We start from the raw sequence: 26,337 nt of genomic DNA on the forward strand, positions 1-26,337 counted from the left end.
TGGTGTAATATCCCTGCTGATCCCCTGCTGTATGGTTAAAAAAGGAACCAAAAAGGATGCTTTTTACGCTGAAGAAAGTGATTGGCGGTATGATGCTGCCACTTCCGCTAATGCTCATTATCATGGGCATAGGCCTGGCGCTGCTCTGGTTTAGCCGCTTTCAAAAAACAGGGAAAGTGTGCATTAGCCTGAGCTGGCTGGCACTGTTACTTCTAAGCTTGCAGCCCGTCGCCGACAGTCTGCTGAAACCGATTGAGGATAGCTATCCAACCTGGCAGGATACACAAAAAGTGGAATACATTGTGGTGCTGGGCGGAGGGTATACCTGGAATCCACAGTGGGCGCCGAGTTCAAACCTGATCAGCAACAGTCTTCCGCGTCTGAATGAAGGTATTCGCCTCTGGCGTGCTAACCCGGGATCGAAGCTTATCTTTACCGGTGCTGCGGCAAAGAGCAATAACGTCAGTACTGCAGAAGCGGGCGCCCGCGTAGCGCAGTCACTGGGTGTGCCACCCGGTGATATCATCACGCTGGATAAACCTAAAGACACCGAAGAAGAAGCCGCAGCGGTTAAGCAGGCCATCGGCAGCGCGCCGTTCCTGCTGGTGACCTCCGCATCGCACTTACCGCGAGCAATGATTTTCTTCCAACAGGCCGGACTACATCCGTTGCCCGCGCCAGCCAACCAGTTAGCGATTGATTCACCGCTTAATCCGTGGGAGCGCGCGATCCCCTCTCCCGTCTGGTTGATGCATAGCGATCGTGCTGGTTACGAAACGTTGGGGCGTATCTGGCAGTGGCTAAAGGGGTCGGAACATTGACAGTAATGTTGCCTGATAGCGACACTAACGCGTCTTATCAGGCCTACGTGTTCAGCGCAGAATTGTAGGCCGGATAAGGCGTTCACATGTTCATCAGGCGAGCCACGGCAGCAGTGATTTCGTGGCCAGGTCAAAGTTAGATCGATTAAAACGTCCGGTGTTGACCAGTTGCGCCACCTCATCCCATAACACATACAGCCAGCGCCGCCAGATGAAGGACTCCGCCACGGGCGCGCGTTGCAGGTATTGCCAAAGCAGACTTTCCGCCAGCGCATTATCCATTAAACGGAACAATTCATACTCTCTGGGCGCCCACAGCATCAAACCCGGTCCGACCATGGCCAGAAGCTGATCGCTACGGGCGTCTTTGAGCATGCTACGTAAACTAAAATTACCGTGGATCAGCACGCAGTTATCATTGAATCCTTCAAATAAAGCGGGCAAACACTCACGGGTACGAAACAGGATCCGCTTATCCTGCATCGTCAGCCCGGTATTGTTGAACTGATTTAACGTGGTCCACAACACTTCAACACGCTGACGATACCAGGATGGCCAGATATTCTCTTGCGTGTTATCCACCATTCCCACGCAGCCACGGCTATCCTGCCGATGCCATGACAGCAGACCTTCTACGATCTGATCTTTTAAATGTTCCCAGCGTTCGGGCGTTCGGGCTGGCGCTTCCACCGGCACGCCACGTAAACGCTCAAGCAGTAGCACATCGGGACCGGGATGCTCCTCGTGGGTTAAGACCCCATAAATGACGGGCATTCGCACCGTACCACTGCGCGCCAACATGGAGGTTTTCCATGCCAGCTGCTGCGCCATACCTGGCGTGGTGAAACTTCTCGCCATCAGCGGCATCGGATTTCCCTGGCTGTCGTACAGTGACCACAGGGCCGTATCCACTTTTTCATTCACGCATTCTATGCGACTGAGTTTTTCGCCCAGCAGGTGGCTGAGTTCGGCACGCAACTGTTCCATTTCAGATTGCCCTCATAAATGCTACTGCTTTCATAATGAGCGTCGTGCAGACAGATGTCACCCGGATGAGATCAATTGATGAAAAGAAAAGTGGAGGGAAAGCGCAACGATACGACACTCCTCCCAAAAATACGCCTCAATATGGGGGGGAGTGCCGTGAGAAAAACTAATGCATTTCGGCGCGAACGCGCTCAAGATCTTCGGCAGTGTCTACGCCGGTACCCGGGACTTCTTTTGCGACGGCAACGTGAATTTTTTCGCCGTACCACAGCACTCGCAGCTGCTCCAGCATTTCGATATGCTCAAGCGGGCTAGGCTGCCAGTTAACATAGCGGCGAATAAAACCGGCGCGATAGCCGTAAATGCCCAGATGGCGCAGGAAGGTGTCCCCCACCGTTTCCAGACTTTTGGCGAAACGATCGCGATCCCATGGGATGGTCGCGCGTGAAAAATAGAGAGCATATCCTTCAGCGTCCAACACGACTTTTACCGCATTCGGATTAAATGCCTCTTCCGCACTGTGAATCGGAGCCGCAAGAGTCGCCATACCGACCTGACGTTGCGCCAGATTCTCAGCCACCTGGCGAATAATGACCGCAGGAATCATCGGCTCATCACCCTGTACGTTCACAATAACGGTATCATCGCTAAAACCACATTTCTCGACGACTTCCGCCAGGCGCTCCGTACCAGACTGGTGATCGGCGCGAGTCATGCACACTTCGCCACCCACCGCTTCTACCGCGCGAGCGACATCCTCGTGATCGGTAGCAACGATGATACGTTCAGCGCCAGATTCACGCGCACGCTCCAGTACATGCACGATCATCGGTTTACCGTTGATATCCAGCAACGGCTTACCAGGCAGACGTGTGGACGCATAGCGCGCAGGAATAATGACCACAAAACTCATGATTTACTCTCATCAGCAGTCAGAACGCGGGCTTCGGTTTCCAGTAACACGGGAATGCCATCACGCAGTGGGAAAGCAAGGTTATCCAGTTTACAAATCAGTTCCTGTTTTTCCTGGTTAAACCAGAGTTTGCCATTGCATACCGGGCAGGCAATGATTTCAAGCAGACGATGATCCATAGTTCCTCCAGATGGACCGGATTGTGAATCCGTAAATATTAACATAATCGCTTAAAGGGCTGGGTCTATTTCCCAACCATGGCGTGCATCAGCAAATAAACCTTCAGGATAACGTCCCAGCGTCACGCGTGTTGCCTGTTGCCAGCGGGCAAAATCGTCAATCGCCTGAATCAATCCTTTTTGCAACGTCACTCCAGGCTTAACCCCATCCTGTAACCACAGCGAAATAACGTCCAGCACACCTGTTTTGCGGTGCATTTTGGCATCCATCCGCCCAACCAACTGTCCACGATGCAGCAACGGCAAGACAAAATAACCATACTGACGTTTCGGTGCTGGCGTGTAACACTCCAGCCGATAGCTAAAATCGAATAGCTGCTCTGCCCGTTTACGATCCCAGACCACTGGATCAAAAGGTGATAATACTGCACTGTGGGTCGCCGTTAATTTGCCCGCCAGCGCCTGTTCAAGCAGCGGCTGAAGGTGGCTATGCAGCCACAAGGCTCCTAGCCCCTCAACGTCGACAGGAATAATCTGCCGCTGTTCCGCCCGTTCGTTGCACCAGTTTTTTAGCGCCGGGCGCTTCAGGCGGTAGTAGTCTGCCAGCCATTGTTCGCGGAAAATCCCCAGACTGCGGGCGCTGTTATCCAGCATGACACTTTCCGCATCTTCCTGCGAAAGTGGGTCGCGTTCATCGTCCCAGTGCGGCATGACGCGATGGGTTAAATCATACACTCGCTGGAAATTACGCCGTTCCACGACCATCACTTTCCCGGCGGTAAACAACCCTTCAAGATGACGCTTCTGCGGTTTCCATTCCCACCAGCCGCTGGTCCCTTTGCGTGGATGCTCAAAATCAGCTGAGCGTACCGGCCCGTTATGCTGGATGTGCTGGAGCAGTTGCTCAATCTCATGCGCATGTTCTTTCATCCACGCCGCTTTATATTTCCAGCCCATATTCTCCGGGGCCAGCATGCGGTGACGTATCAGCATAAAATCGCTGCGCGGCAAAAAACAGGCCTCGTGCGCCCAGTATTCCATCAGTTCGCCCTGCTGTAACGAGTCGTCCAGCCATTGGGGGGAATAATCGCCTAAACGACTAAACAGCACCAGGTAAGGACTGCGCGCCACAATATTGATGGTGTCGATTTGCAGTAACGACATGCGCGAAATGGTCGCGAGAATATCTGCCGGGGTTGCCCGGCGGCGTGTTTTTTTCAGCAGACCTTGAGCAGCATGGTGAAGATGACGGGCATCCGTCAGAGAAAGGCGCGGCAACGACATTTATGGCCTCATAAATGATTCGCTGCCGCAGCGTGAATCAGTTAGCGAGTCAGCGAGATTAAGCTATTCAGCAATACACCAGGCCGATCGCCTGACAAATGTGCATCAACAGGTAAATACCACCAGTTTTCATCGGCAAATGCCCGGCACTTAACCGCATCTTTTTCCGTCATGACCAGCGTTTGCCCGGCCCCTACAAACGCACTGACGTCACTGTAGGTCAGAGACTGATGGTCTGCCAGCGCAATGCTTTTTTGCACACTGGCACCACATGCTTTCAGCGTGGCAAAAAAACGCGGTGGATGACCAATGCCCGCCATGGCGACAATATTGGACAATTGCGCCACATCACGGCGTTCATCTGTACGTAAATTAACGGCCAGCCCCGGTTCAAGTCGCATAAGGATTTCCCCTGGTTGCGCAACGCCACCGTTAACAATAGTCGCATCCACCGATTTAAGGCGACCTGCGCGTTCCCGCATTGGACCAGCGGGAAGCCACCAGCCGTTGCCAAACCGACGTTCGCCGTCAATGACTACGATTTCAACATCTCGCGCCAGACGATAGTGCTGTAGTCCATCGTCCGTCACAATAATCTGCACGTCGTGTTGGGCCAAAATGGCTTTTACCGCATCCGATCTTACCGGGGATACCGCTACCGGCACGCCGGTACGTTGGGCGATCAGCACAGGTTCATCGCCCGCTTCTGCGGTAGTAGTATCAGCGGTTAGCAACAGCGGGTAAGCAGTTGCTTTCCCGCCATAACCACGCGACACCACACCCACGCGAATCCCGCGTTGTCGCAGTTGTTCAACCAACCAAATCACCACCGGCGTTTTACCGTTTCCGCCCGCAGTAAGGTTTCCGACCACCACTACCGGGACTGGCGCGCGCCATGCGCGTTTAAGCCCCAACTTGTAGCATAAGCGGATCGCGCCACTCACCAGGCCATACAGCCAGGAGAGTGGAAGTAACAATCGCCACAGCGGCGATTCACCAGACCAGATACGTGCGATCATTGACCAAATTGCATTTTGTGTAATTGCGCATACACCCCGCGCTGCTCAATCAGCTCGCTATGGGTTCCGCGTTCGACAATCAGACCATCCTCCACCACGATGATTTCGTCGGCTTGTTCAATGGTTGAAAGACGGTGAGCAATGACCAGAGAAGTACGGTTTTTCTGTAGCTCATCCAGCGCAGACTGAATCGCGCGTTCAGATTCAGTATCAAGAGCCGATGTTGCTTCATCAAGGATCAGAATTGGGCTGTCACGCAACAAGGCACGGGCGATAGCGATACGCTGACGTTGTCCGCCGGAAAGCAGGACGCCGTTTTCACCAATCACCGTATCCAGGCCATTGTCCATCTTGTTGATGAAATCCATAGCGTAGGCCATCTGTGCCGCTTTTTCGATCTGCTCACGGCTGTACATATCGGTACGCGCGTAGGCGATATTGTTGGCAACCGTATCGTTAAACAAGTGCACATTCTGCGAAACCAACGCAACCTGATCGCGCAGTGATGACAGGGTATATTCGCGCAGATCGTGTCCGTCCATCAGAATCTGCCCTTCATCAACATCGTAGAAGCGCGTAATCAGGCTGGCGAGAGTGGATTTCCCTGAGCCCGAACGGCCAACCAGAGCAACGGTTTTACCCGCTGGAATATTCAGGTTGATGTTACGCAGAGCCGGTACTTCACGTCCCGGATAAGTGAAAGTCACGTTGCGGAACTCGAGATCGCCGGTAGCACGATCGATCACACGTTTACCTTCATCTTTCTCCTGTTCGCTATCCAGAATCGTAAATAAGGTCTGGCATGCCGCCATACCGCGCTGGAACTGCGCGTTGACGTTGGTCAGAGATTTCAACGGACGCATTAATGCGATCATTGAGGAGAAGACAACCGTAATTGTACCTGCTGTCAGGTTTTCCATTACGCTTGGGAAGCTGGCCGCATACAACACGAAGGCCAGTGCCAAAGACGCAATCAGCTGGATGATAGGGTCGGAGATAGAAGAAGCAGAAACCATCTTCATGCCCTGCAAACGCATCTTGTTGCTGACATTATCAAAGCGCTTGGTTTCAACTTCCTGACCACCAAAAATCAGAACTTCTTTATGGCCTTTCAGCATCTGCTCCGCACTGGTCGTAACCTGCCCCATGGTGTTTTGCATGTTTTTACTGATGCTACGAAAGCGCTTGGAAACCACACGGATTGCCACTGACACAATTGGCGCCAGTACAATCAGGATCAGCGACAGCTGCCAGCTGTAATAGAACATCATGATAAACAGGCCAATGATTGAGGCCCCTTCACGTACCACGGTGATCAGCGCGCCGGAAGACGATGACGCAACCTGTTCTGAATCATAGGTAATACGTGATAACAATGTCCCTGTAGACTGTTTATCAAAAAAGGAGACGGGCATGCCCATCATATGACCAAACAGGCGGCGGCGCATGGTCATGACCACTTTGCCTGACACCCATGAGATACAGTAGCTGGAGACATAGCTGGTTAAGCCACGAACTATCATCAGCCCAATGACCACCAGCGGCATCCACAGCAGCACCGAGCGATCCGTTTTACCAAAACCATCATCCAGTAATGGTTTAAGGAGCGATAACATGAAGGTATCGCTGGCCGCGTTAAGGACTAACGCTATACCCGCCACGATCAGACCCGATTTAAAAGGCGCTATGGTTGGCCATAGTCGGCGAAACGTCTGCCACGTAGAGAGATCTTTATCGTTATGCATTCAAAAAACCAGCATTTGTTAGAATAGCCGCATATTCTACCCGTTATCCTCCGACACGCCAAACCACTGATGATACCAACGAGGTAAAATCTGATCCCGCATGCTGCGTATGCGCCAGTTTTTTTGATAAAAATCCAGCGTAATCTGTCCCTGATGGGGGGTATCCAGCCATTGATAATTTTGTTGCCGATAACGTTGCTTCACTTTCCAGGACGGCAGACGCCAGGCGTTGTAACGGGATGCAGAGGCGAGTGCGACCTGCCCGTCAACCCGCTGAATGAGTGCCAGTGATGATGAAGTATTGCTGCCATGATGTGGAACCTGCATCACCGTCGACTGAAGGTGCTGCCAATAGTGACTTAGCATTTTTTGTTCAGCAGGAGATTCGATATCGCCGGTCAGCAGAATACTCTGATATCCGTCATCGACCTTAACCACACAGGAGTGGTTATTCCCCTGGTCTGTATTTCCACGCACAGGCCAGTGCGCACTGAAGGTTAACCCTTGCCATTGCCAATGCTCTCCGCGAAAACACGGGAGATGACCTTTCCAGCTCAGCGGACTTCTTACCCATAGCGACGGCCAGGCTTGTTGTAAGGAGTGCAACCCGCCGCGGTGATCCATGTGCTCATGGCTTAAAATAATTCCTTCTGGCTCCAGATTATGCCAACGCAACCAGGGAATAATCAGCTGTTGTGCGCTATCGCCTTCAGGCCATGCCAGACCTGTATCGTAAAGCAGCGCTTTCCCATTTCGCGCGATCACCATCGCCAGCCCCTGCCCGACATCCAGCATATGCACTTGCCACACATCAGTACGTGGTACACGCCAAAGCGGCCCACTCAGCAAAAGGAGCACAGAGAAACAGACCACCGGTAGCGTACGCAAGATATTTAGTCGCCATGCGATAATCATCATTCCGGGTAAAAATGCCAGCCATTGCCAGCGTGCATCAATATTGATCCACCCTTCAGGCAGACTTCTGAGCCCCCAAAATAGCAGCGCCAGAGAACGATCCGCTAGATACCACAGGCTTGATTCAACCATCACCGTCCCGGCTAAATGCACGATCATGCCTGCTAATATCAAGGGTACGGAAACAAACGTGACCAAAGGGACGGCAAACAAATTAGCCAGAAACGAGGTCAGACTAAAACCGTGAAACATTGCGATTTGCACGGGAAAAAGCAGAAGCGTAATACCCAATTGCAGATGAGCCAGCGCCAGAAATTGACGTCCAGCACGCGACAGCGGCCAGTCCGGGAGCGGTACCCATTGGTACCAGAACAGCAGTGCCGCAACGGCGGATGCAGACAACCATAGGCTTTGCGAAAGAACAGCAACAGGATCCACCACCACGATGGCTGCCAGACAGCAGATCCAGACCGACCATCCACTCCACTGCCTGCCGCTAAGTCTCAGCGCCCCCCAGACTAGCAGCGCAACAACCGTTCGTAATGCCGGGGGTTGCAGCCCCGTCAGCCAGGCATAAAATGTGGCGCAGACAATCCCACCCACTAATGGCATCTGCCAGCAAATCCACCTTGTTGGCATAAAAAATTGTCCAGCACGTATCAATCCTGCGGTCAGTAATGCAGCAAACGCAATATGCAGCCCGGAGATAGCCATCAAATGAGCCGTGCCGGAATCACGCATAATCGTTTTCACCTCTTGTGACACAGACAAGCGCTCCCCCATTCCCAGACCCAGTATGACCTGCTGCCAGGGATAGTCGGTGAGTGCCGTTTTCAACGAGGCGAGATACCGCGAACGCAAACCGCATTGTGGTGTGATTACCGAAGCCTGCAAGAATCGTCCCGTCAGCGGTTGATGCTGCGCCAATGCGTAACGCTGGCTATCAAATCCGCCTTCGTTTAATTGACCGTGTACAGCGCGGACTTTCAACGTCATCGCCCATGTCTGACCCGCACAAACATCACCGGGTAAATACTGCCCGTACAAGACGATTCCTTGCTCAGGAAAGATTCGTTTCCCCTGAAGGTGGGTGATCTGGCCGTAGTGCGTTGTCATATTGTCAGTTCCGGTTATCCGCACAATGGCTTGCTGGGTTTTCGCAGGCAGCGTATTACCGGCCCACATAGCCTCTTTCGCGGCCAGGATTCCCCAAAGAAAAAACAGCAGGGTTAGTCCGGCGGAACGCATATATTTGTAGGGGAGAAAACAGAGCAGACATGCCAGACAAAATACAATGCCGATACACAACATGCCTGGCAGCATAGGTAATAGCATGAGTGGGAGAATGCCGAGTAATGCGCAGGTACTCACCGTTGTTATTTTCATCAATCACCTCCCTGTTACAGGGAGTGTGCAGTACTCTTCGACGGTTGTCTGGCATCAATTTATCGTTATACGACCTGAGTTCCGCAGACATTTAGTGATGGTTGTAACGTACAAATTAACTGGGATGAGGATTCCAGGATAGGTGGACAGAAATGAAAAAAGCACCCATTTGGGTGCTTTTCTCGGCGTTAAGTCTCGCTAAAAACTTAACCGTAAATATTGGCGCGATCGCGCAGTTCTTTACCTGGTTTAAAGTGCGGAACGTATTTCCCTTCCAGATCCACTTTATCGCCGGTCTTCGGATTACGTCCGGTGCGTGGTGCGCGGTAATGCAAAGAGAAGCTGCCGAAACCGCGGATTTCAATACGCTCGCCCTGCGCAAGAGTCGAGGCCATATGTTCCAGCATCTCTTTAACTGCATCTTCAACCGCTTTCGCGGGAATATGAGGTTGCTGGGTTGCAAGTCTTTCAATCAATTCTGACTTGGTCATGATTCCTCCGGTTCCTTAAAGGCATAATTAGCTGCTGCATTGATTAAGGGCGGCCGTAGCCGCCCTTTGTCATTGATTACAGGACGAATCCTGTAATCTGTCAAGCTACTCGTCACCCTTTGTGCCGTTAACAGCACAAAGGATTTAGAGCACTCGATATTACTCGCCTTTAGCTGCTTTGAAAGCTTCAGCCATTGCGTTGTTAGAGAAGTTAGCATCTTCCTGTTTGTTAACAGTTGCGATTGCATCTTTCTCATCAGCTTCGTCTTTAGCACGAACAGACAGGCTGATTGCACGGTTCTTACGATCAACGCCGGTGAATTTAGCTTCAACGTCGTCGCCTACGCTCAGAACCAGAGTTGCATCTTCAACGCGGTCACGTGAAGCTTCAGAAGCGCGCAGGTAACCTTCAACGCCGTCAGCCAGTTCTACGGTTGCGCCTTTAGCGTCAACTGCAGTGACTTTACCGTTTACGATTGCGCCTTTCTTGTTCAGTGCAACCCAGTTGTTGAACGGATCTTCTGCGAGCTGTTTAACGCCCAGAGAGATACGCTCACGCTCTGCGTCAACCTGCAGAACAACTGCTGCGATTTCGTCGCCTTTTTTGTATTCACGAACTGCTTCTTCGCCTGCAACGTTCCAGGAGATGTCAGACAGGTGAACCAGGCCGTCGATGCCGCCGTCCAAGCCGATGAAGATACCGAAGTCAGTGATAGACTTGATTTTACCTTCAACACGGTCACCCTTGTTGTGGGTTTCCGCGAACTGCTGCCATGGGTTGTTTTTGCACTGCTTCAGACCCAGGGAGATACGACGACGTTCTTCGTCGATATCCAGAACCATAACTTCCACTACATCGCCAACGTTAACAACTTTGGACGGGTGGATGTTTTTGTTGGTCCAATCCATTTCGGAAACGTGAACCAGGCCTTCAACGCCTTCTTCGATTTCAACGAAGCAGCCGTAGTCGGTCAGGTTGGTCACGCGACCAGTCAGTTTGGTACCTTCCGGATAACGCTTAGCGATAGCTACCCATGGATCTTCGCCCAGCTGTTTCAGGCCCAGAGATACACGAGTACGCTCGCGGTCGAACTTCAGCACTTTAACAGTGATTTCGTCGCCAACGTTTACGATTTCGCTCGGATGCTTAACGCGTTTCCATGCCATGTCGGTGATGTGCAGCAGGCCGTCAACGCCACCCAGATCAACGAATGCACCGTAGTCAGTGAGGTTCTTAACGATACCTTTAACTTCCATGCCTTCCTGCAGGTTTTCCAGCAGCTGATCGCGTTCTGCGCTGTTTTCGGATTCGATAACGGCACGACGGGAAACAACAACGTTGTTACGCTTCTGATCCAGCTTGATTACTTTGAATTCAAGCTCTTTGCCTTCCAGGTGCAGCGTGTCGCGGACCGGACGAACGTCTACCAGGGAACCCGGCAGGAACGCGCGAATACCATTCAGCTCAACAGTGAAGCCACCCTTGACTTTGCCATTGATAACACCAGTAACGGTTGCAGCTTCTTCGTAAGCTTTTTCCAGCGTGATCCAAGCTTCGTGACGTTTAGCTTTTTCACGGGACAGCAGGGTTTCACCGAAGCCGTCTTCTACTGCATCCAGAGCAACGTCAACTTCGTCACCAACCTGGATTTCCAGCTCGCCCTGGGCGTTTTTGAACTGCTCTGCCGGAATGGCGGACTCAGATTTCAGACCAGCGTCAACCAGTACTACGTCTTTGTCGATAGCAACAACAACACCACGAACGATGGAACCCGGACGGGTTTCGATTTCTTTTAAGGATTCTTCAAACAGTTGAGCAAAAGATTCAGTCATGTTTAATCTTCAGGTTTCATATTTAACGTCCACCTGGCTCCATGCCGGATGGGGTTGTTTAACATACCCGCTGTCAATCCATTGCAACGGGGGTACTGCAAATTCGGTCGCACTTAAGCGAGAGCCAGTTTTTGGCGCGCGTATTGTAACGCTTTTTCAATCACTTGCTCAATGCTTAATCGGGTTGAATCCAAAACTAAAGCATCAGCAGCGGGAACCAGCGGCGCTACAGCACGGTTACGATCGCGATAATCGCGTTCTTCGATCTCGGCCAAAAGGCGTTCAAAGTTAACACTAAAGCCCTTCTCCTGCAACTGTAGCATACGTCTATGCGCACGTTCTTGCGAGGAGGCGTCCAGAAAAATTTTCACCGGCGCATCCGGGAACACCACGGTGCCCATATCACGTCCATCAGCAATCAGACCTGGGGTTTCGCGAAATGCGCGTTGACGACGTAATAACGCTTCACGCACGCGGGGAAACGCCGCAACCTGAGAGGCGGCATTCGCTACTTCCTGAGTACGTATTTCACCGCTGACATCTTCACCTTCAAGAATGACTTCCAGGTTGCCGTCTGTTGAGATAAAACGCACATCAAGGTGTGAGGCAAGCGGTACCAGAGCATCTTCAGATGTGACATCAACATGGTGATGTAACGCTGCGAGCGCCAGTACGCGGTAAATCGCGCCTGAATCTAACAGATGCCACTGCAATGCTTCCGCCATTGCCTTGCACAAGGTGCCTTTACCTGCACCACTTGGGCCATCAATGGTAATAACCGGGGCAATTGCCGTCATCTTTTTCTCCTTAAAAGGGCGTACATTAACGTGAACGCCGCGCATTATACGCGCCAACGCCAACGATCGTTATCTTTGTGTGAAAAATGCAGAATCATTGAAGCTGAGTGTAGAATAAATAGGCAATCGGAGATGTCAGAATGTGCCGCACCCGAAAGTGCGGCAATAAAATCAGGCAGATGTACTAATACGAGCCAACTGTTCGAAATAATCCGGGAAGGTTTTGGCGGTACATTTTGGGTCAAGAATGGTCACCGGCGTGTCAGACAGCGCCACCAGCGAGAAACACATCGCCATGCGGTGATCGTTGTAGGTCGCGATGTCCGCAAATTGCAATGTTGCAGGCGGGGTGATGCGGATAAAGTCATGCCCCTCTTCCACTTCCGCGCCCACTTTGCGTAACTCCGTCGCCATCGCGAACAGACGATCGGTCTCTTTGACGCGCCAGTTGTAGATATTACGTAATGTCGTGGTGCCTTTAGCGAACAGCGCCGCCGTTGCAATGGTCATCGCCGCATCAGGAATATGGTTCATATCCATATCCACTGCGTTCAACTCGCCGTGAGTACAGGCAATAAAATCGTCGCCCCATGTAATGGTTGCACCCATTTTCTCCAGTACATCGGCAAAACGAATATCACCCTGCATGCTGTTGCGGCCAATCCCGGTAACTTTTACCGTACCGCCTTTAATAGCACCCGCCGCAAGGAAATAGGAAGCGGAAGAAGCATCACCTTCAACCAGGTATGCACCCGGTGACTGATACTGCTGCTGCCCCTTCACGACAAAGCGCTGGTAGTTTTGATTTTCAATTTCAACACCAAACGTTTTCATCAGGTTCAGTGTGATATCAATGTAAGGTTTGGATACCAGGTCACCTTTAATTGCGATCGTCGTATCCTGCGGCGCCAGCGGCGCAGTCATCAGCAACGCAGTGAGGAACTGGCTGGAAACGCTACCGTCTACCTCAACCTGGCCTCCGGTAAAGCCACCGCGCAGACGTAAAGGTGGATAGTTTTCCTGCTCCAGATAGTCAATTTTGGCTCCGCCCTGGCGCAGCGCATCAACCAGATGGCCAATCGGGCGCTCTTTCATGCGCGGTTCGCCCGTCAGCACGATGTCATTGCTGCCCAGACATAGCGCTGCGGCCAGCGGGCGCATTGCGGTTCCGGCGTTGCCAAGGAACAGCTCAACTGCACCTTCTGCGTGCAACGCACCGCCATTGCCAATTATCTCGCAGCGGGTACGATCGGCAGAAAGGGTATAGCTAATCCCTAACGCATTCAGAGCATTGAGCATATGGCGAACATCATCGCTGTCCAGCAGATTGGTCAGGACAGTGGTGCCATTGGCTAATGCAGCCAGCAGCAAAGCGCGGTTAGAAACACTTTTGGATCCAGGCAGATTGATGGTGCCATCCACCCGCGCAATGGGTTGTAACGTCAGGGATTCCATGAAACTAGACTCTCAAAAACAGACATAAAAACCCCACAGACGGGCTGTGGGGATGAAAAGTACAGCAGATTAGCCGCGGCGGCGTTCGAAATCGACCATGAAATCGGTCAGTGCTTTAACACCTTCAAGCGGCATGGCATTGTAGATGGACGCACGCATACCGCCGACTACACGATGCCCTTTCAGCGCGTGCAGGCCCGCAGCAAAAGACTCTTCCAGGAACAGTTTATCCAATGCGCTATCAGCCAGCTGGAACGGTACGTTCATGCGTGAACGGTTAGATTTCGCCACATCGTTACGGTAGAAATCGCTGTTATCGATTACGCCGTAGAGCAATTCCGCTTTTTGCTGGTTAATTTTATCCATCGCATTAACACCGCCCTGCTTTTTCAGCCATTTAAAGACCAGGCCAGACAGATACCAGGCAAAGGTTGGCGGCGTATTGAACATGGAATCGTTGTCATTCAGCACGGTATAGTCGAGGATTGACGGGCATGAGACATGAGCTTTACCCAGCAAATCTTCACGGACGATGACAATCGTCAGACCGGCCGGGCCGATATTTTTCTGTGCCCCGGCATAAATTACGCCATAACGACTAACGTCAAGCGGTGCGGAAAGAATGGTAGAGGACAGATCCGCCGTGACCACAACGTTGCTGGCAAAATTCGGCGTTTCATCGATCGCAATGCCATCGATGGTTTCGTTCGGGCAATAGTGCAGGTATGCCGCGTTATCAGAAAGTTGCCATTCACTCATCGGCTTAACAGCACGCAGGCCGTCCACGGTGACTTTGGCATCAATAACGTTTGGCGTGCAGTATTTTTTCGCTTCTTTAATTGCGCTGGCGGCCCAATAACCGGCATCGACGTAATCCGCGGTGGTTTTATCGCCCAGAATATTTAACGGGATACCCGCGAACTGCCCGCGACCACCGCCATGGCAGAACAACACTTTATAGTTGGAGGGGATGCTGAGAAGATCGCGAAAATCCTGCTCCGCTTCCTCTGCGACCTGGATGAATTCTTTGCCACGGTGGCTAATTTCCATCACTGACGTGCCAAGACCGTTCCAGTCACAAAGATCCTGTTGAGCCAGTTTAAGTACTTCTGCCGGTAACATTGCCGGACCTGAACTAAAATTGAAGACCTGAGCCATTTCCCCTCACCACGTTGTGTTGTTGTCCAATCAACATCCTGTCATTGACGATAATCCGGTGACAGACATTGGTATAAGTTATTCCTGTGGATATCGGTTTTATCATTCAGTGACACGCGCCGCAATGGGTAAAACTGGCAAGGGTAAAAATGTGTCATCGGTCACACAACAGAATCTATCGGATTGACGGGTAAAAACCGAGATTTTTGCTGTCAGGTAACCCGTTTTGCCCGACTGGCCTTCGACCATTCTGGATTTGCACAGCGCGGACATAATTGATGATCTCCGGCCTTCATTTGCACTACTTCGCTACAACGTATGCAGGCATAGTCCCCTGCTTCAGGTATTACTTTAAATCGTTGCGTACAACGTTTAGGCAGAATACTGAGCCCCGGCTTTACATCTTCATCGGCAAAGAAGTAGACGCTGATTTGCCCATTCGTCTCCAGAATAGCCAGTTTCACTTGTCCCAATTGCTCCACGCCGTTCAAACGCAGTTCCATAAAGAATTCAAATTCCGTCATATTGGCGCTATTGAGCTTTGACCATGCCAGCTCGCCGTCTTCAATGATCACGACGGGTTTGCCCTCCAGCAGGTCCTCCATTTTTTCACTATGCGCCATTAGCCACATTACCAGCCGATACAGCACAGCAAGAGTAATAAAGACCACCAGCACCGGCAGCATCGGAACATCGTCATAAAACGCCACGTCTCCCGCGGCGGAACCCAGCGTAAGGATGATAAGGACTTCAAAAAGCGACATCTGGCGTACGCCACGACGTCCGGTGATTTTTAAAAACAGAAAAACCAATATAAAGGTGTAAAGGCTGCGTAGCGCAACTTCCCCCAGAAAATCCATGGGCACCTTATCAAGCGCCATACGGTGTAAATCGAAAGCTTTCATTAATATGCTCTAAACGTGATTGGCTGTAAGAAAGCATAGCCAATGCTTTTATTTACGCATGGGCTCCGGCGACGATAGCGCCGTTCATTGAAAACCCGTATCATTGCGCGCTTTCCGTACGACAAAAGTGATTTTCATGACGCAAACATTTATCCCCGGCAAAGATGCCGCTCTGGAAGACTCCATCGCTCGCTTCCAGCAAAAATTGCTCGACCTCGGTTTTCAAATTGAAGAAGCTTCGTGGTTGAATCCCGTCCCTAACGTCTGGTCTGTACATATTCGCGACAAAGAATGCGCGCTGTGCTTCACCAACGGTAAAGGCGCGACAAAAAAAGCGGCGCTGGCTTCTGCGCTGGGCGAATACTTTGAGCGTCTGTCGACTAACTACTTCTTTGCAGATTTCTGGCTGGGCGAAACTATCGCCAATGGCCCGTTCGTACATTACCCGAACGAAAAATGGTTCCCGCTGACTGAAGAAGACGATGTTCCAGAAGGTTTACTGGATGAACGTCTGCGTGCGTTTTACGATCCAGATAACGAACTGACCGGCAGCATGCTTATCGATCTACAGTCTGGTAATGAAGAGCGTGGCGTCTGCGGCCTGCCGTTTACCCGCCAGTCTGATAACCAGACCGTCTACATTCCGATGAATATTATCGGCAACCTGTATGTTTCTAACGGCATGTCTGCGGGTAACACACCTAACGAAGCTCGCGTTCAGGGCCTGTCTGAAGTCTTTGAGCGCCATGTGAAGAACCGTATTATTGCCGAAAGCATCAGCCTGCCGGAAATCCCGGCCGAGGTGATGGCGCGCTATCCGGCAGTGGTGGAGTCCATCGCCACACTGGAAGCAGAAGGTTTCCCAATTTTTGCCTACGATGGCTCGCTGGGCGGTAAGTATCCGGTGATTTGCGTTGTCCTGTTCAACCCGGCCAACGGTACCTGCTTTGCCTCCTTCGGCGCACACCCGGATTTCGGCGTTGCGCTGGAGCGTACCGTGACTGAACTGCTGCAGGGCCGTGGTCTGAAGGATCTTGATGTCTTCACCCCACCGACCTTCGACGATGAGGAAGTGGCAGAACATACCAACCTTGAAACTCACTTCATCGATTCCAGCGGTCTGATCTCCTGGGATCTGTTCAAGCAGGATGCCGACTATCCGTTCGTTGACTGGAATTTCTCCGGCACCACGGAAGAAGAGTTCGCCACCCTGATGGCCATCTTCAATGCTGAAGATAAAGAAGTGTATATCGCTGACTATGAGCACCTGGGCGTTTACGCGTGCCGCATTATTGTTCCGGGAATGTCTGACATCTATCCGGCAGAAGATCTGTGGTTAGCCAACAACGCTATGGGCACCCATCTGCGTGACACCATTCTCTCTCTGCCAGGCAGTGAGTGGGATAAAGAAGACTACCTCAATCTGATTGAACAGTTGGATGAAGAAGGTTTTGACGACTTCACCCGCGTGCGCGAGCTGCTCGGTCTGGCGACCGGTGCGGATAACGGTTGGTACACCCTGCGTATTGGCGAGCTTAAAGTGATGCTGGCGCTGGCCGGTGGCGATCTGGAGCAGGCCCTGGTGTGGACCGAATGGACGATGGAATTTAACGCCTCCGTCTTTAGCGCGGAACGTGCAAACTACTATCGCTGCCTGCAAACATTGTTGCTGCTGTCTCAGGAAGAAGACCGTCAGCCGCTGCAGTATCTGAACGCATTCGTCCGCATGTACGGCGCTGAGGCGGTTGAAGCGGCAAGTGCGGCACTGAGTGGTGAAGCACCGTTTTATGGACTTCAGCCAGTAGACAGCGATCTGCACGCATTCCCGGCACATCAGTCTCTGCTGAAAGCCTATGAGAAATTGCAACGCGCGAAAGCGGCACACTGGTCAAAATAGTGACAAACAACTTGCCTCGAGTAGGCTAAATGTATTGTCTGAGCTATATTACGGGGCGCTTAAAGCGCCCCGTTTTTTATTTTGGTCAAACCAAAAAATAAATGTAAAAGCAAGGTTAAATATTAGTAGTTGATATTAAAAAAATTAGCTTATTAATGTGGTTTTTTATCTCAATTACTCCATTTTAATTAACCGTCCCATAGGAGGCTGAAAGAAAAAATTCAACTCACTTTATAATTTTTAAAATTTATTTTTATATGGATAATCAACATGTTACACCGTAATCGCATAAAAACCATGCGTCTTACGGGCCTATAAGCCAGGCGAGATATGATCTATATCAAATTCTCATCTATAATGCTTTGTTAGTATCTCGTCGCCGACTTAATAAAGAGAGAGTTAGTGTGAAAGCTGACAACCCTTTTGATCTTATTCTACCTGCTGCAATGGCCAAAGTTGCCGAAGAAGCAGGCGTCTATAAAGCAACGAAACATCCGCTTAAGACGTTCTATCTGGCAATTACTGCCGGTGTATTCATTTCAATTGCCTTTGTTTTCTATATCACCGCCACAACCGGCACTGGTACTATGCCTTTCGGCATGGCGAAATTAGTAGGTGGTATCTGCTTTTCCTTGGGGCTGATCCTTTGTGTTGTCTGCGGTGCAGACCTCTTCACTTCAACCGTACTGATCGTCGTTGCTAAAGCCAGTGGTCGTATTACCTGGGGTCAGTTAGCGAAAAACTGGCTTAACGTTTATGTCGGCAACCTGATTGGCGCCCTGATCTTTGTGTTACTCATGTGGCTTTCTGGCGAGTATATGACCGCCAACGGCGCATGGGGGCTCAACGTTCTGCAAACAGCCGACCACAAAGTGCACCATACTTTTGTTGAGGCAGTGAGCCTTGGTATCCTGGCTAACCTGATGGTGTGTCTGGCCGTATGGATGAGCTACTCGGGCCGCAGCCTGATGGACAAAGCGTTTATCATGGTATTACCGGTCGCAATGTTTGTTGCCAGCGGTTTTGAGCACAGTATCGCAAACATGTTTATGATCCCTATGGGTATTGTAATACGCGATTTCGCCACCCCGGAATTCTGGACCGCAGTTGGGTCTTCTCCGGAGAATTTTTCTCACCTGACCGTGATGAATTTCATCACCGATAACCTGATTCCGGTTACGATCGGTAACATTATCGGCGGCGGTTTGTTGGTCGGGTTGACATACTGGGTCATTTATCTGCGTGGTAACGATCATCATTAATCTGTTGATGCCCATTACACGCAGTAAATAAAAAATCCACTTAAGAAGGTAGGTGTTACATGTCCGAGCTTAATGAAAAGTTAGCCACAGCCTGGGAAGGTTTTACCAAAGGTGATTGGCAGAATGAAGTAAACGTACGTGACTTCATTCAGAAAAACTACACTCCGTATGAGGGTGACGAGTCCTTCCTGGCTGGCGCAACTGATGCGACCACTGCACTGTGGGACAGCGTGATGGAAGGCGTTAAACAGGAAAACCGCACTCACGCGCCTGTTGACTTTGACACCTCCGTTGCTTCTACCATCACTTCTCACGACGCTGGCTACATCAACAAAGCGCTCGAGAAGATTGTTGGTCTGCAGACTGAAGCTCCGCTGAAACGTGCGATCATTCCGTTTGGCGGCATCAAAATGGTTGAAGGTTCCTGCAAAGCGTACAATCGCGAACTGGACCCGATGCTGAAAAAAATCTTCACCGAATACCGCAAAACCCACAACCAGGGCGTATTCGATGTTTACACCAAAGACATTCTGAACTGCCGTAAATCCGGTGTTCTGACTGGTCTGCCAGATGCGTATGGCCGTGGCCGTATCATCGGTGACTACCGTCGCGTTGCGCTGTACGGTATCGACTACCTGATGAAAGACAAATACGCTCAGTTCGTCTCTCTGCAGTCCGATCTGGAAAACGGCGTAAACCTGGAAGCAACTATCCGTCTGCGTGAAGAAATCGCTGAACAGCACCGCGCTCTGGGTCAGATCAAAGAAATGGCTGCTAAATATGGCTGCGATATCTCTGGTCCGGCTACCAACGCTCAGGAAGCTATCCAGTGGACTTACTTCGGCTACCTGGCCGCAGTTAAATCTCAGAACGGTGCAGCAATGTCCTTCGGTCGCGTATCCACCTTCCTGGATGCTTACATCGAACGTGACCTGAAAGCAGGCAAAATCACCGAGCAAGACGCACAGGAAATGATCGACCACCTGGTCATGAAACTGCGTATGGTTCGTTTCCTGCGTACTCCTGAATATGATGAACTGTTCTCCGGTGACCCGATTTGGGCAACTGAATCAATCGGTGGTATGGGCGTTGATGGCCGTACTCTGGTTACCAAAAACAGCTTCCGCTTCCTGAACACCCTGTACACCATGGGTCCTTCTCCGGAGCCGAACATCACTGTTCTGTGGTCTGAGAAACTGCCTCTGAACTTCAAGAAATTCGCCGCTAAAGTGTCCATCGACACCTCTTCTCTGCAGTATGAGAACGATGACCTGATGCGTCCGGACTTCAACAACGACGACTACGCTATCGCTTGCTGCGTAAGCCCGATGGTTGTTGGTAAACAAATGCAGTTCTTCGGTGCGCGTGCAAACCTGGCGAAAACCATGCTGTACGCAATCAACGGTGGCGTTGATGAAAAACTGAAAATGCAGGTTGGTCCTAAATCTGAACCGATCAAAGGCGACGTTCTGAACTTCGACGAAGTTATGGACCGCATGGATCACTTCATGGATTGGCTGGCTAAACAGTACGTCACTGCACTGAACGTTATCCACTACATGCACGACAAGTACAGCTACGAAGCCTCTCTGATGGCGCTGCACGACCGTGACGTTATCCGCACCATGGCGTGTGGTATCGCTGGTCTGTCCGTTGCTGCTGACTCCCTGTCTGCAATCAAATATGCGAAAGTTAAACCGATTCGTGACGAAGACGGTCTGGCTATCGACTTCGAAATCGAAGGCGAATACCCGCAGTTTGGTAACAACGACTCTCGCGTTGATGACATGGCGGTTGACCTGGTAGAACGTTTCATGAAGAAAATTCAGAAACTGACTACTTATCGTAACGCTATCCCGACTCAGTCTGTTCTGACCATCACCTCTAACGTGGTTTATGGTAAGAAAACTGGTAATACCCCAGATGGTCGTCGTGCTGGCGCGCCGTTCGGACCGGGTGCTAACCCAATGCACGGTCGTGACCAGAAAGGTGCTGTTGCCTCTCTGACCTCCGTTGCTAAACTGCCGTTTGCTTACGCTAAAGATGGTATTTCTTACACCTTCTCTATCGTTCCGAACGCTCTGGGTAAAGACGACGAAGTTCGTAAGACCAACCTGGCTGGTCTGATGGATGGTTACTTCCACCACGAAGCGTCCATCGAAGGTGGTCAGCACCTGAACGTGAACGTCATGAACCGCGAAATGCTGCTGGATGCGATGGAACATCCGGAAAAATATCCGCAGCTGACCATCCGCGTTTCTGGCTACGCAGTACGTTTTAACTCCCTGACTAAAGAACAGCAGCAGGACGTTATTACTCGTACCTTCACTCAGACCATGTAATTGGTTTTGACTGAAATCGTACTTTAAAAAGCGTACAATAAAGGCTCCACGTAAGTGGGGCCTTTTTAATAGCCTGCTTTGTCAGCTATCTATACTTATATACTCGATGGATTTCGAGTTGCATTGAGGCGGCAACGGAGTGAATCCCCTGGAGCGTACAGAAGTACGTGACTGGGGTGAGCGAAGGAAGCTAACAAAGATGCATCTTGAAAGACGAAAAGTATGGATAGCAGCCAAAACAGACTCGACACAGTTAATAACTGTGCACTAACACTGGCCCCGGATGGGCCACACCTGGAGAAACACCGCAATGTCAGTTATTGGTCGCATTCACTCCTTTGAATCCTGTGGCACTGTTGATGGCCCGGGCATCCGCTTTATTACCTTCTTTCAGGGCTGCCTGATGCGCTGCCTGTATTGCCATAACCGTGACACGTGGGATACACACGGCGGTAAAGAAGTCACCGTCGACGAATTAATGAAAGAGGTGGTGACCTATCGCCACTTTATGAACGCATCCGGCGGCGGCGTGACGGCGTCTGGCGGCGAAGCTATCCTGCAAGCTGAATTCGTACGTGACTGGTTCCGCGCTTGTAAAAAAGAAGGTATTCATACCTGTCTGGATACCAACGGTTTTGTTCGCCGCTACGATCCGGTGATCGATGAGCTGCTGGAAGTCACCGACCTGGTCATGCTCGATCTCAAACAGATGAACGATGAAATCCATCAGAATCTGGTCGGCGTATCTAACCATCGTACGCTGGAGTTCGCGCGTTACCTGTCAAACAAAGACATCAAAGTGTGGATCCGCTATGTTGTCGTACCTGGCTGGTCTGATGACGATGACTCCGCACACCGCCTCGGCGAATTTACCCGCGATATGGGTAACGTTGAAAAAATCGAGCTGCTGCCTTACCACGAGCTGGGCAAACACAAATGGGTGGCAATGGGCGAAGAGTACAAACTGGATGGCGTCAAACCACCGAAGAAAGAGACCATGGAGCGCGTGAAGGGCATTCTCGAGCAATATGGACATAAAGTGATGTATTGAGTTTTAGCCACCACGAAACGGCTGCCCTGAACGGCAGCCGTTTTGCTATCTAAGCGACAACCACTCGAATTAAAGGAAAGGACGCCATGCGGTTATTCATTTCTGGCATGTTGCTGTTATCTGCCCAATACGTAAATGCCGCCAGCAACTGTGATATCAACGCCATTGTGCAACATGCGTGGCCAGATGCAAAACCGACAGCGGAAGGCAAGCTACTCACACAACATAATCAGGTTATCGATATCACAGGTAACTCACCGCAAAGCGCAATTTGCCGTGTCTGGCCAGCCCACCCGGAACTGACCCTAGCGGCGATTCCGCTGATGGCACAACAATATAGCGATTACGATCGCATTGGCGATCTGGAGCTTCTGGTACTGGATTCCACAAACCTCGACGTAAAACAGCGGCTACGCCTGCCCGAACGTATGAATGACGATGCCATTCAAATTACCGGTCTGGCGCTGGATACTGCGCGCTGGAAAGTTACCCCAGATCAGACCGCATTTGGCTTACGAGTCGCCCGCACCGGCAGTTCCCGTGTAAATCCTTTTAGTGAAGATGCGCTATCGCTGTTTGTTATTGAAAATAATCAACTACGGGCGGTATTAAACGGAATCGTACTTGAGAATAGCACCGGTGAATGGGACGGGAACTGTGTGGGAACATTCCACGATATTAAACGCACCCTTGCCCTTGCGCCTGATTCACATAATGGATACTTCGATATTCGGGTAAACGAGAAAAACGTGGAATCAACGGCCTATACAGACGCCAACGAGCAGTGCGCATCAAAGGATAAACCGGGGAAAGCCAGTTGGGTACTGCGTTATGATGGCAAACAGTATGCCATCCCAAAAGAACTGTCCCCGTTGTTTTGAGAGGCAAAGCAGGAGATAGCATCACTATCTCCTGCTCTTCTGCCACACTTGTCTTTAGCGTCCTCTTCTCGCCAGTAGCGGGAAAATCAATCCCAGCCCAACCAGCACAAATGGCGTCACGATATTCAGCGTGAGCTGGAATGTCCACTCAGGGGTAAAGGCTTCCATTTTCGGGAAAATCCCGGTCAGACAGGCAAATGCGGTAAAGGCAAAGCACCAGATCCCCACGGTCATCGCAAGCGAGCGGTTGCGAATAAAGACATATTCCGATTTATATTTTTGCGCCAGGCGAATAACGGCAATGAACGCCACAAACACCCATAAATAACGCAATGGCATCACGACAGAGTTAAGATTCAATAGCCATTTATACAGGTTGTTCATATCGCCAATTCCCAGTGTTGGCAACATAATCAAAATCGCCACCAGCACCAGCGTCAGAATATAACCATTTACCGGCGTACCGGAAGCGTTGGTTTTACACAGGCTCTCGGGAATATATTTACGATCAGCATCACCCAGCAGAACTTTAAGCGGTGCATCAATAGAAAATACCAATGCCGCAATCTGTCCCAGCGTATTGGCAATCGCGTAAATAACCATCAGCGAATTACCCATACCATAATACTCACCCAATTTCTGGAAGGCGTAATATTGACCATTCGTCATCAGGTCATCTGGAATATGCCGGGAGTCAAACATCATTCCCATAGCCAGCGAACCGAGAATCGCGCATACCGCCACCATAACAGCCAGAACGAGCATCCCTTTTGGAAATTCTTTGCCCGGATTACGTGTCTGATTAACGTATGGCGAAATTTTCTCCGCACCGCCCACGGCAAAGACCAGCATGGAGATCGTAGTAATGTAGGTAAAATCGATGTGCGGGATAAACGATTCCCAGGTGATATTGGTTGTCGCTATTTGCACATCCGTAATTGCAGGCGCGGTTACCGCCATCACGACATACAAAATGGACATCACAAACATCGCGATGCCAGCAACTGACCCAACAATTTTCAGCGACTTCATGCCACGGGACGCAACCCACATGAAAAAGACAAACAGCGCCAGCGTCAGCCCCTGTAACGCCACGACGGTGTACTCTTTAATCAACGAACCATCGCCCTTCAGCGCCCATCCCAGCGCAATCAGAATAGCCTGCGGTTTTTGCGCCAGATAAGGTATATGAACAACCCAATAGGTCCAGGCAGCAAGATAGGCCAACCCTGGCCCCATGGTATGTTTAATCCAGGTACTGACGCCGCCTTTACCCTCTTTAAAGGTTGAGCCAAGCTGCCCGACGATCAACGCATAAGGAATAAAATAGAGCGCGAAAATAAATATCCAGGAGGAGACAACAACCAATCCCTGATTAGCATAGTTGTTGACGACGTTACCAAAACCCCAGACGGTAATAAATGACATTAATGCAATGTTGTACCATCGCAATTGTTTTTCCTGCACACCAGCCATACGCAATCCTTTGTGGAAGCTTTTTGATTATCAATATATGAGGCGTGGGATTATGCGCGGTAAAATGAGCGAGCGGAAACGGCAGGATGTAAAACTATAACCTTCTGCACACTTTATTTTCAGGGCAGACGTGTGCGATTAAATAATGCAGGTTCCCATAAAGCATACATAAACAGTATGTATGGGAACCTGTTCATATTCTGTTAAATCAGGTCAAATGTGCGCAATAGAATTGGGCGTATGGCCCGTCTTACGCAGCAGCATTAGTAAATAAATAAACGATACGCTGGCGATCATGATAAACAGCAAGCTATCTGAATAATTCTGCATCAGCATCGCAGTAAATGAAGGTCCCAGCAGGCTGCCCACGGTATAGCTCAATAACAATGCCTGATTCATGGCGACCAGCTGATGATGTTCCACCTTTTCACAGGCCCAGGCCATCGCGACCGGATAGAGGGTAAAGCCTGCCGCACCCAACATAAACAACGCGGGCGCCATCGCCGCCTGATTCAGCATGGCGATACTCCCGACGATCACCACGAAGACCTGGACGCGTAAAACCAGCAGACGTCCCAGCTTATCCGCCAGACGGCCAATCGGCCATTGCCCCAGAATACCGGCACTTACCAGAACCGCCATCCAGAAACCAATGCTGGCGTTGCTCACCCCCTGATGGTTGAGATACAGCGGCATCAGGCCATACAAAGACCCCAGCACGATCCCGGAAATAATGCAGCCATTAACGCCCAGGCGCGCCTGACGCAACCTCAGCATGGAGACAATAGGCGTAGACTGCAGTTCATCGCCCTGCTGATTAGCAATGCGCGTAAAGAGCAGTGGCAAAACACCCGCCAGGATAGTACCCGTCACCCACGGCAGGACGTTCATCAATTCTGTTGATACTTTACTAACCAGCAGTTGGCCTAAAAACGTTCCCACATAATAGATCATCATATAGGCGGCAAGTAACCGTCCGCGATTACGTGACGTCCCGCTGCACATCAGCGCGCTTTCCACGACCACCCAGATCATGGCGCAGCCAACACCGGCGATAAAACGCCATGTCATCCAGCTCCAGAATCCCACCATAATCCCCAGCCCGACACAGCCCGCGGCAAAAATAAGCGAGGCGATGTAATAGCTGCGGTTAAAACCAAGGTGTTTTATTAAATACCCTGTCAGCAACGTCCCTACCAGATTACCGGTAAAGTAAGACGAGCTCACCACGCCTACCTGCCAGGTGGGCAGATTTTCATGGGCGAGCCAAAGCGGGACGAGCGTGTTTAACACGGCGATCGCCAGGGTCAACAGAAGTAGCCCGCACAACAATAGCATGACGGGACGGGTATAGGTGGACATGAATAAAAACCGTGAGGAAGTTCAAATTTCATGCGCATCATGCCACTGCTAAAAACATTGTCAATCGGCGGAATCAGAGGGCTGAGGCGCTTTCTGGTCGATCGATTTGCATTACTGATTCTTAATGTGAATAGATAAAAAACACAAAAACACATCTGCTTGTTTTTATTGATCTAAA

General features: G+C 50.8%; 21 protein-coding genes. 6 read left to right on the plus strand and 15 right to left on the minus strand.

Features of this window, described 5'->3' with window-relative positions:
- The first annotated feature begins 56 nt into the window (after window positions 1–56).
- The gene (gene elyC / locus ACHHZ7_RS00385; RefSeq protein WP_060682467.1) at window positions 57–821 is read left to right on the plus strand and encodes an envelope biogenesis factor ElyC; all 765 of its coding nucleotides are present in this window, start codon (window positions 57–59) and stop codon (window positions 819–821) included.
- A gap of 93 nt (window positions 822–914) precedes the next feature.
- Here elyC and ACHHZ7_RS00390 read toward each other — a convergent pair whose 3' ends face one another.
- The 13 genes from ACHHZ7_RS00390 to ACHHZ7_RS00450 all read right to left on the minus strand — a co-directional run bounded on the left by ACHHZ7_RS00390 (window position 915) and on the right by ACHHZ7_RS00450 (window position 15,888).
- On the minus strand, window positions 915–1,808 hold the full coding sequence (locus ACHHZ7_RS00390; RefSeq protein ID WP_003831934.1) for a YcbJ family phosphotransferase: 894 nt from the start codon (window positions 1,806–1,808) through the stop codon (window positions 915–917).
- Window positions 1,809–1,974: 166 nt separating this feature from the next.
- On the minus strand, window positions 1,975–2,721 hold the full coding sequence (gene kdsB, locus ACHHZ7_RS00395) for a 3-deoxy-manno-octulosonate cytidylyltransferase (RefSeq protein WP_003831932.1): 747 nt from the start codon (window positions 2,719–2,721) through the stop codon (window positions 1,975–1,977).
- Entirely contained in the window at window positions 2,718–2,900 is a 183-nt protein-coding gene (gene ycaR, locus ACHHZ7_RS00400; protein WP_003035793.1) for a protein YcaR, read from the minus strand. The genes kdsB and ycaR overlap by 4 nt, the downstream gene beginning before the upstream one ends.
- A 51-nt stretch (window positions 2,901–2,951) precedes the next feature.
- Entirely contained in the window at window positions 2,952–4,184 is a 1,233-nt protein-coding gene (locus ACHHZ7_RS00405) for a winged helix-turn-helix domain-containing protein (protein WP_060682468.1), read from the minus strand.
- A 41-nt stretch (window positions 4,185–4,225) separates the two neighbouring features.
- A complete protein-coding gene (gene lpxK, locus ACHHZ7_RS00410; protein WP_060682469.1) occupies window positions 4,226–5,203 on the minus strand; it encodes a tetraacyldisaccharide 4'-kinase in 978 nt (325 codons plus the stop codon).
- On the minus strand, window positions 5,200–6,948 hold the full coding sequence (gene msbA / locus ACHHZ7_RS00415; protein ID WP_060682470.1) for a lipid A ABC transporter ATP-binding protein/permease MsbA: 1,749 nt from the start codon (window positions 6,946–6,948) through the stop codon (window positions 5,200–5,202). Before msbA ends, lpxK begins: the two co-directional genes overlap by 4 nt.
- A gap of 36 nt (window positions 6,949–6,984) precedes the next feature.
- Entirely contained in the window at window positions 6,985–9,249 is a 2,265-nt protein-coding gene (locus ACHHZ7_RS00420; RefSeq protein WP_060682471.1) for a ComEC family protein, read from the minus strand.
- Window positions 9,250–9,455: 206 nt separating this feature from the next.
- On the minus strand, window positions 9,456–9,740 hold the full coding sequence (gene ihfB, locus ACHHZ7_RS00425; RefSeq protein WP_003035780.1) for an integration host factor subunit beta: 285 nt from the start codon (window positions 9,738–9,740) through the stop codon (window positions 9,456–9,458).
- A gap of 159 nt (window positions 9,741–9,899) precedes the next feature.
- Window positions 9,900–11,573: a 30S ribosomal protein S1 gene (gene rpsA, locus ACHHZ7_RS00430; protein WP_003035776.1), complete on the minus strand. Its 1,674-nt coding sequence runs from the start codon at window positions 11,571–11,573 to the stop codon at window positions 9,900–9,902.
- Between the two features lie 113 nt (window positions 11,574–11,686).
- Window positions 11,687–12,370, minus strand: a complete 684-nt coding sequence (gene cmk / locus ACHHZ7_RS00435) for a (d)CMP kinase (RefSeq protein WP_003035772.1) — start codon at window positions 12,368–12,370, stop codon at window positions 11,687–11,689.
- Window positions 12,371–12,541: 171 nt separating this feature from the next.
- Entirely contained in the window at window positions 12,542–13,825 is a 1,284-nt protein-coding gene (gene aroA / locus ACHHZ7_RS00440) for a 3-phosphoshikimate 1-carboxyvinyltransferase (protein ID WP_060682472.1), read from the minus strand.
- A 69-nt stretch (window positions 13,826–13,894) separates the two neighbouring features.
- Window positions 13,895–14,983 carry a 3-phosphoserine/phosphohydroxythreonine transaminase gene (gene serC / locus ACHHZ7_RS00445; protein WP_032942886.1) on the minus strand — a complete coding sequence of 363 codons (1,089 nt, stop codon included), beginning with the start codon at window positions 14,981–14,983 and terminating at the stop codon, window positions 13,895–13,897.
- Between the two features lie 212 nt (window positions 14,984–15,195).
- A complete protein-coding gene (locus ACHHZ7_RS00450) occupies window positions 15,196–15,888 on the minus strand; it encodes a DUF421 domain-containing protein (protein ID WP_008784261.1) in 693 nt (230 codons plus the stop codon).
- Window positions 15,889–16,024: 136 nt separating this feature from the next.
- Here ACHHZ7_RS00450 and ycaO point away from each other — a divergent pair, with 136 nt between their 5' ends.
- From ycaO to ACHHZ7_RS00475, 5 genes are all read left to right on the plus strand, one after another.
- Window positions 16,025–17,785: a 30S ribosomal protein S12 methylthiotransferase accessory factor YcaO gene (gene ycaO / locus ACHHZ7_RS00455; RefSeq protein WP_060682473.1), complete on the plus strand. Its 1,761-nt coding sequence runs from the start codon at window positions 16,025–16,027 to the stop codon at window positions 17,783–17,785.
- A gap of 404 nt (window positions 17,786–18,189) precedes the next feature.
- Window positions 18,190–19,047, plus strand: coding sequence for a formate transporter FocA (focA, locus tag ACHHZ7_RS00460; protein ID WP_003831909.1), 858 nt, complete (start codon window positions 18,190–18,192; stop codon window positions 19,045–19,047).
- Window positions 19,048–19,106: 59 nt separating this feature from the next.
- The gene (gene pflB / locus ACHHZ7_RS00465) at window positions 19,107–21,389 is read left to right on the plus strand and encodes a formate C-acetyltransferase (RefSeq protein WP_003035753.1); all 2,283 of its coding nucleotides are present in this window, start codon (window positions 19,107–19,109) and stop codon (window positions 21,387–21,389) included.
- A 310-nt stretch (window positions 21,390–21,699) separates the two neighbouring features.
- Window positions 21,700–22,440 (plus strand): pyruvate formate lyase 1-activating protein, encoded by a 741-nt coding sequence (pflA, locus tag ACHHZ7_RS00470; RefSeq protein ID WP_003035751.1) that lies wholly within the window; start codon window positions 21,700–21,702, stop codon window positions 22,438–22,440.
- An 86-nt stretch (window positions 22,441–22,526) separates the two neighbouring features.
- A complete protein-coding gene (locus ACHHZ7_RS00475; protein WP_060682474.1) occupies window positions 22,527–23,321 on the plus strand; it encodes a hypothetical protein in 795 nt (264 codons plus the stop codon).
- Between the two features lie 54 nt (window positions 23,322–23,375).
- Here the strand turns inward: ACHHZ7_RS00475 and ACHHZ7_RS00480 are convergent, their stop codons facing one another.
- Both ACHHZ7_RS00480 and ACHHZ7_RS00485 read right to left on the minus strand, forming a co-directional pair.
- Window positions 23,376–24,797 carry an amino acid permease gene (locus tag ACHHZ7_RS00480; protein WP_003035749.1) on the minus strand — a complete coding sequence of 474 codons (1,422 nt, stop codon included), beginning with the start codon at window positions 24,795–24,797 and terminating at the stop codon, window positions 23,376–23,378.
- A 213-nt stretch (window positions 24,798–25,010) separates the two neighbouring features.
- Window positions 25,011–26,159 (minus strand): MFS transporter, encoded by a 1,149-nt coding sequence (locus tag ACHHZ7_RS00485; protein ID WP_060682475.1) that lies wholly within the window; start codon window positions 26,157–26,159, stop codon window positions 25,011–25,013.
- Window positions 26,160–26,337: the final 178 nt, after the last annotated feature.

Origin of the sequence: Citrobacter freundii complex sp. 2024EL-00216 (assembly GCF_043945515.1) — a bacterium.
GTDB classification, from domain to species: domain Bacteria; phylum Pseudomonadota; class Gammaproteobacteria; order Enterobacterales; family Enterobacteriaceae; genus Citrobacter; species Citrobacter portucalensis.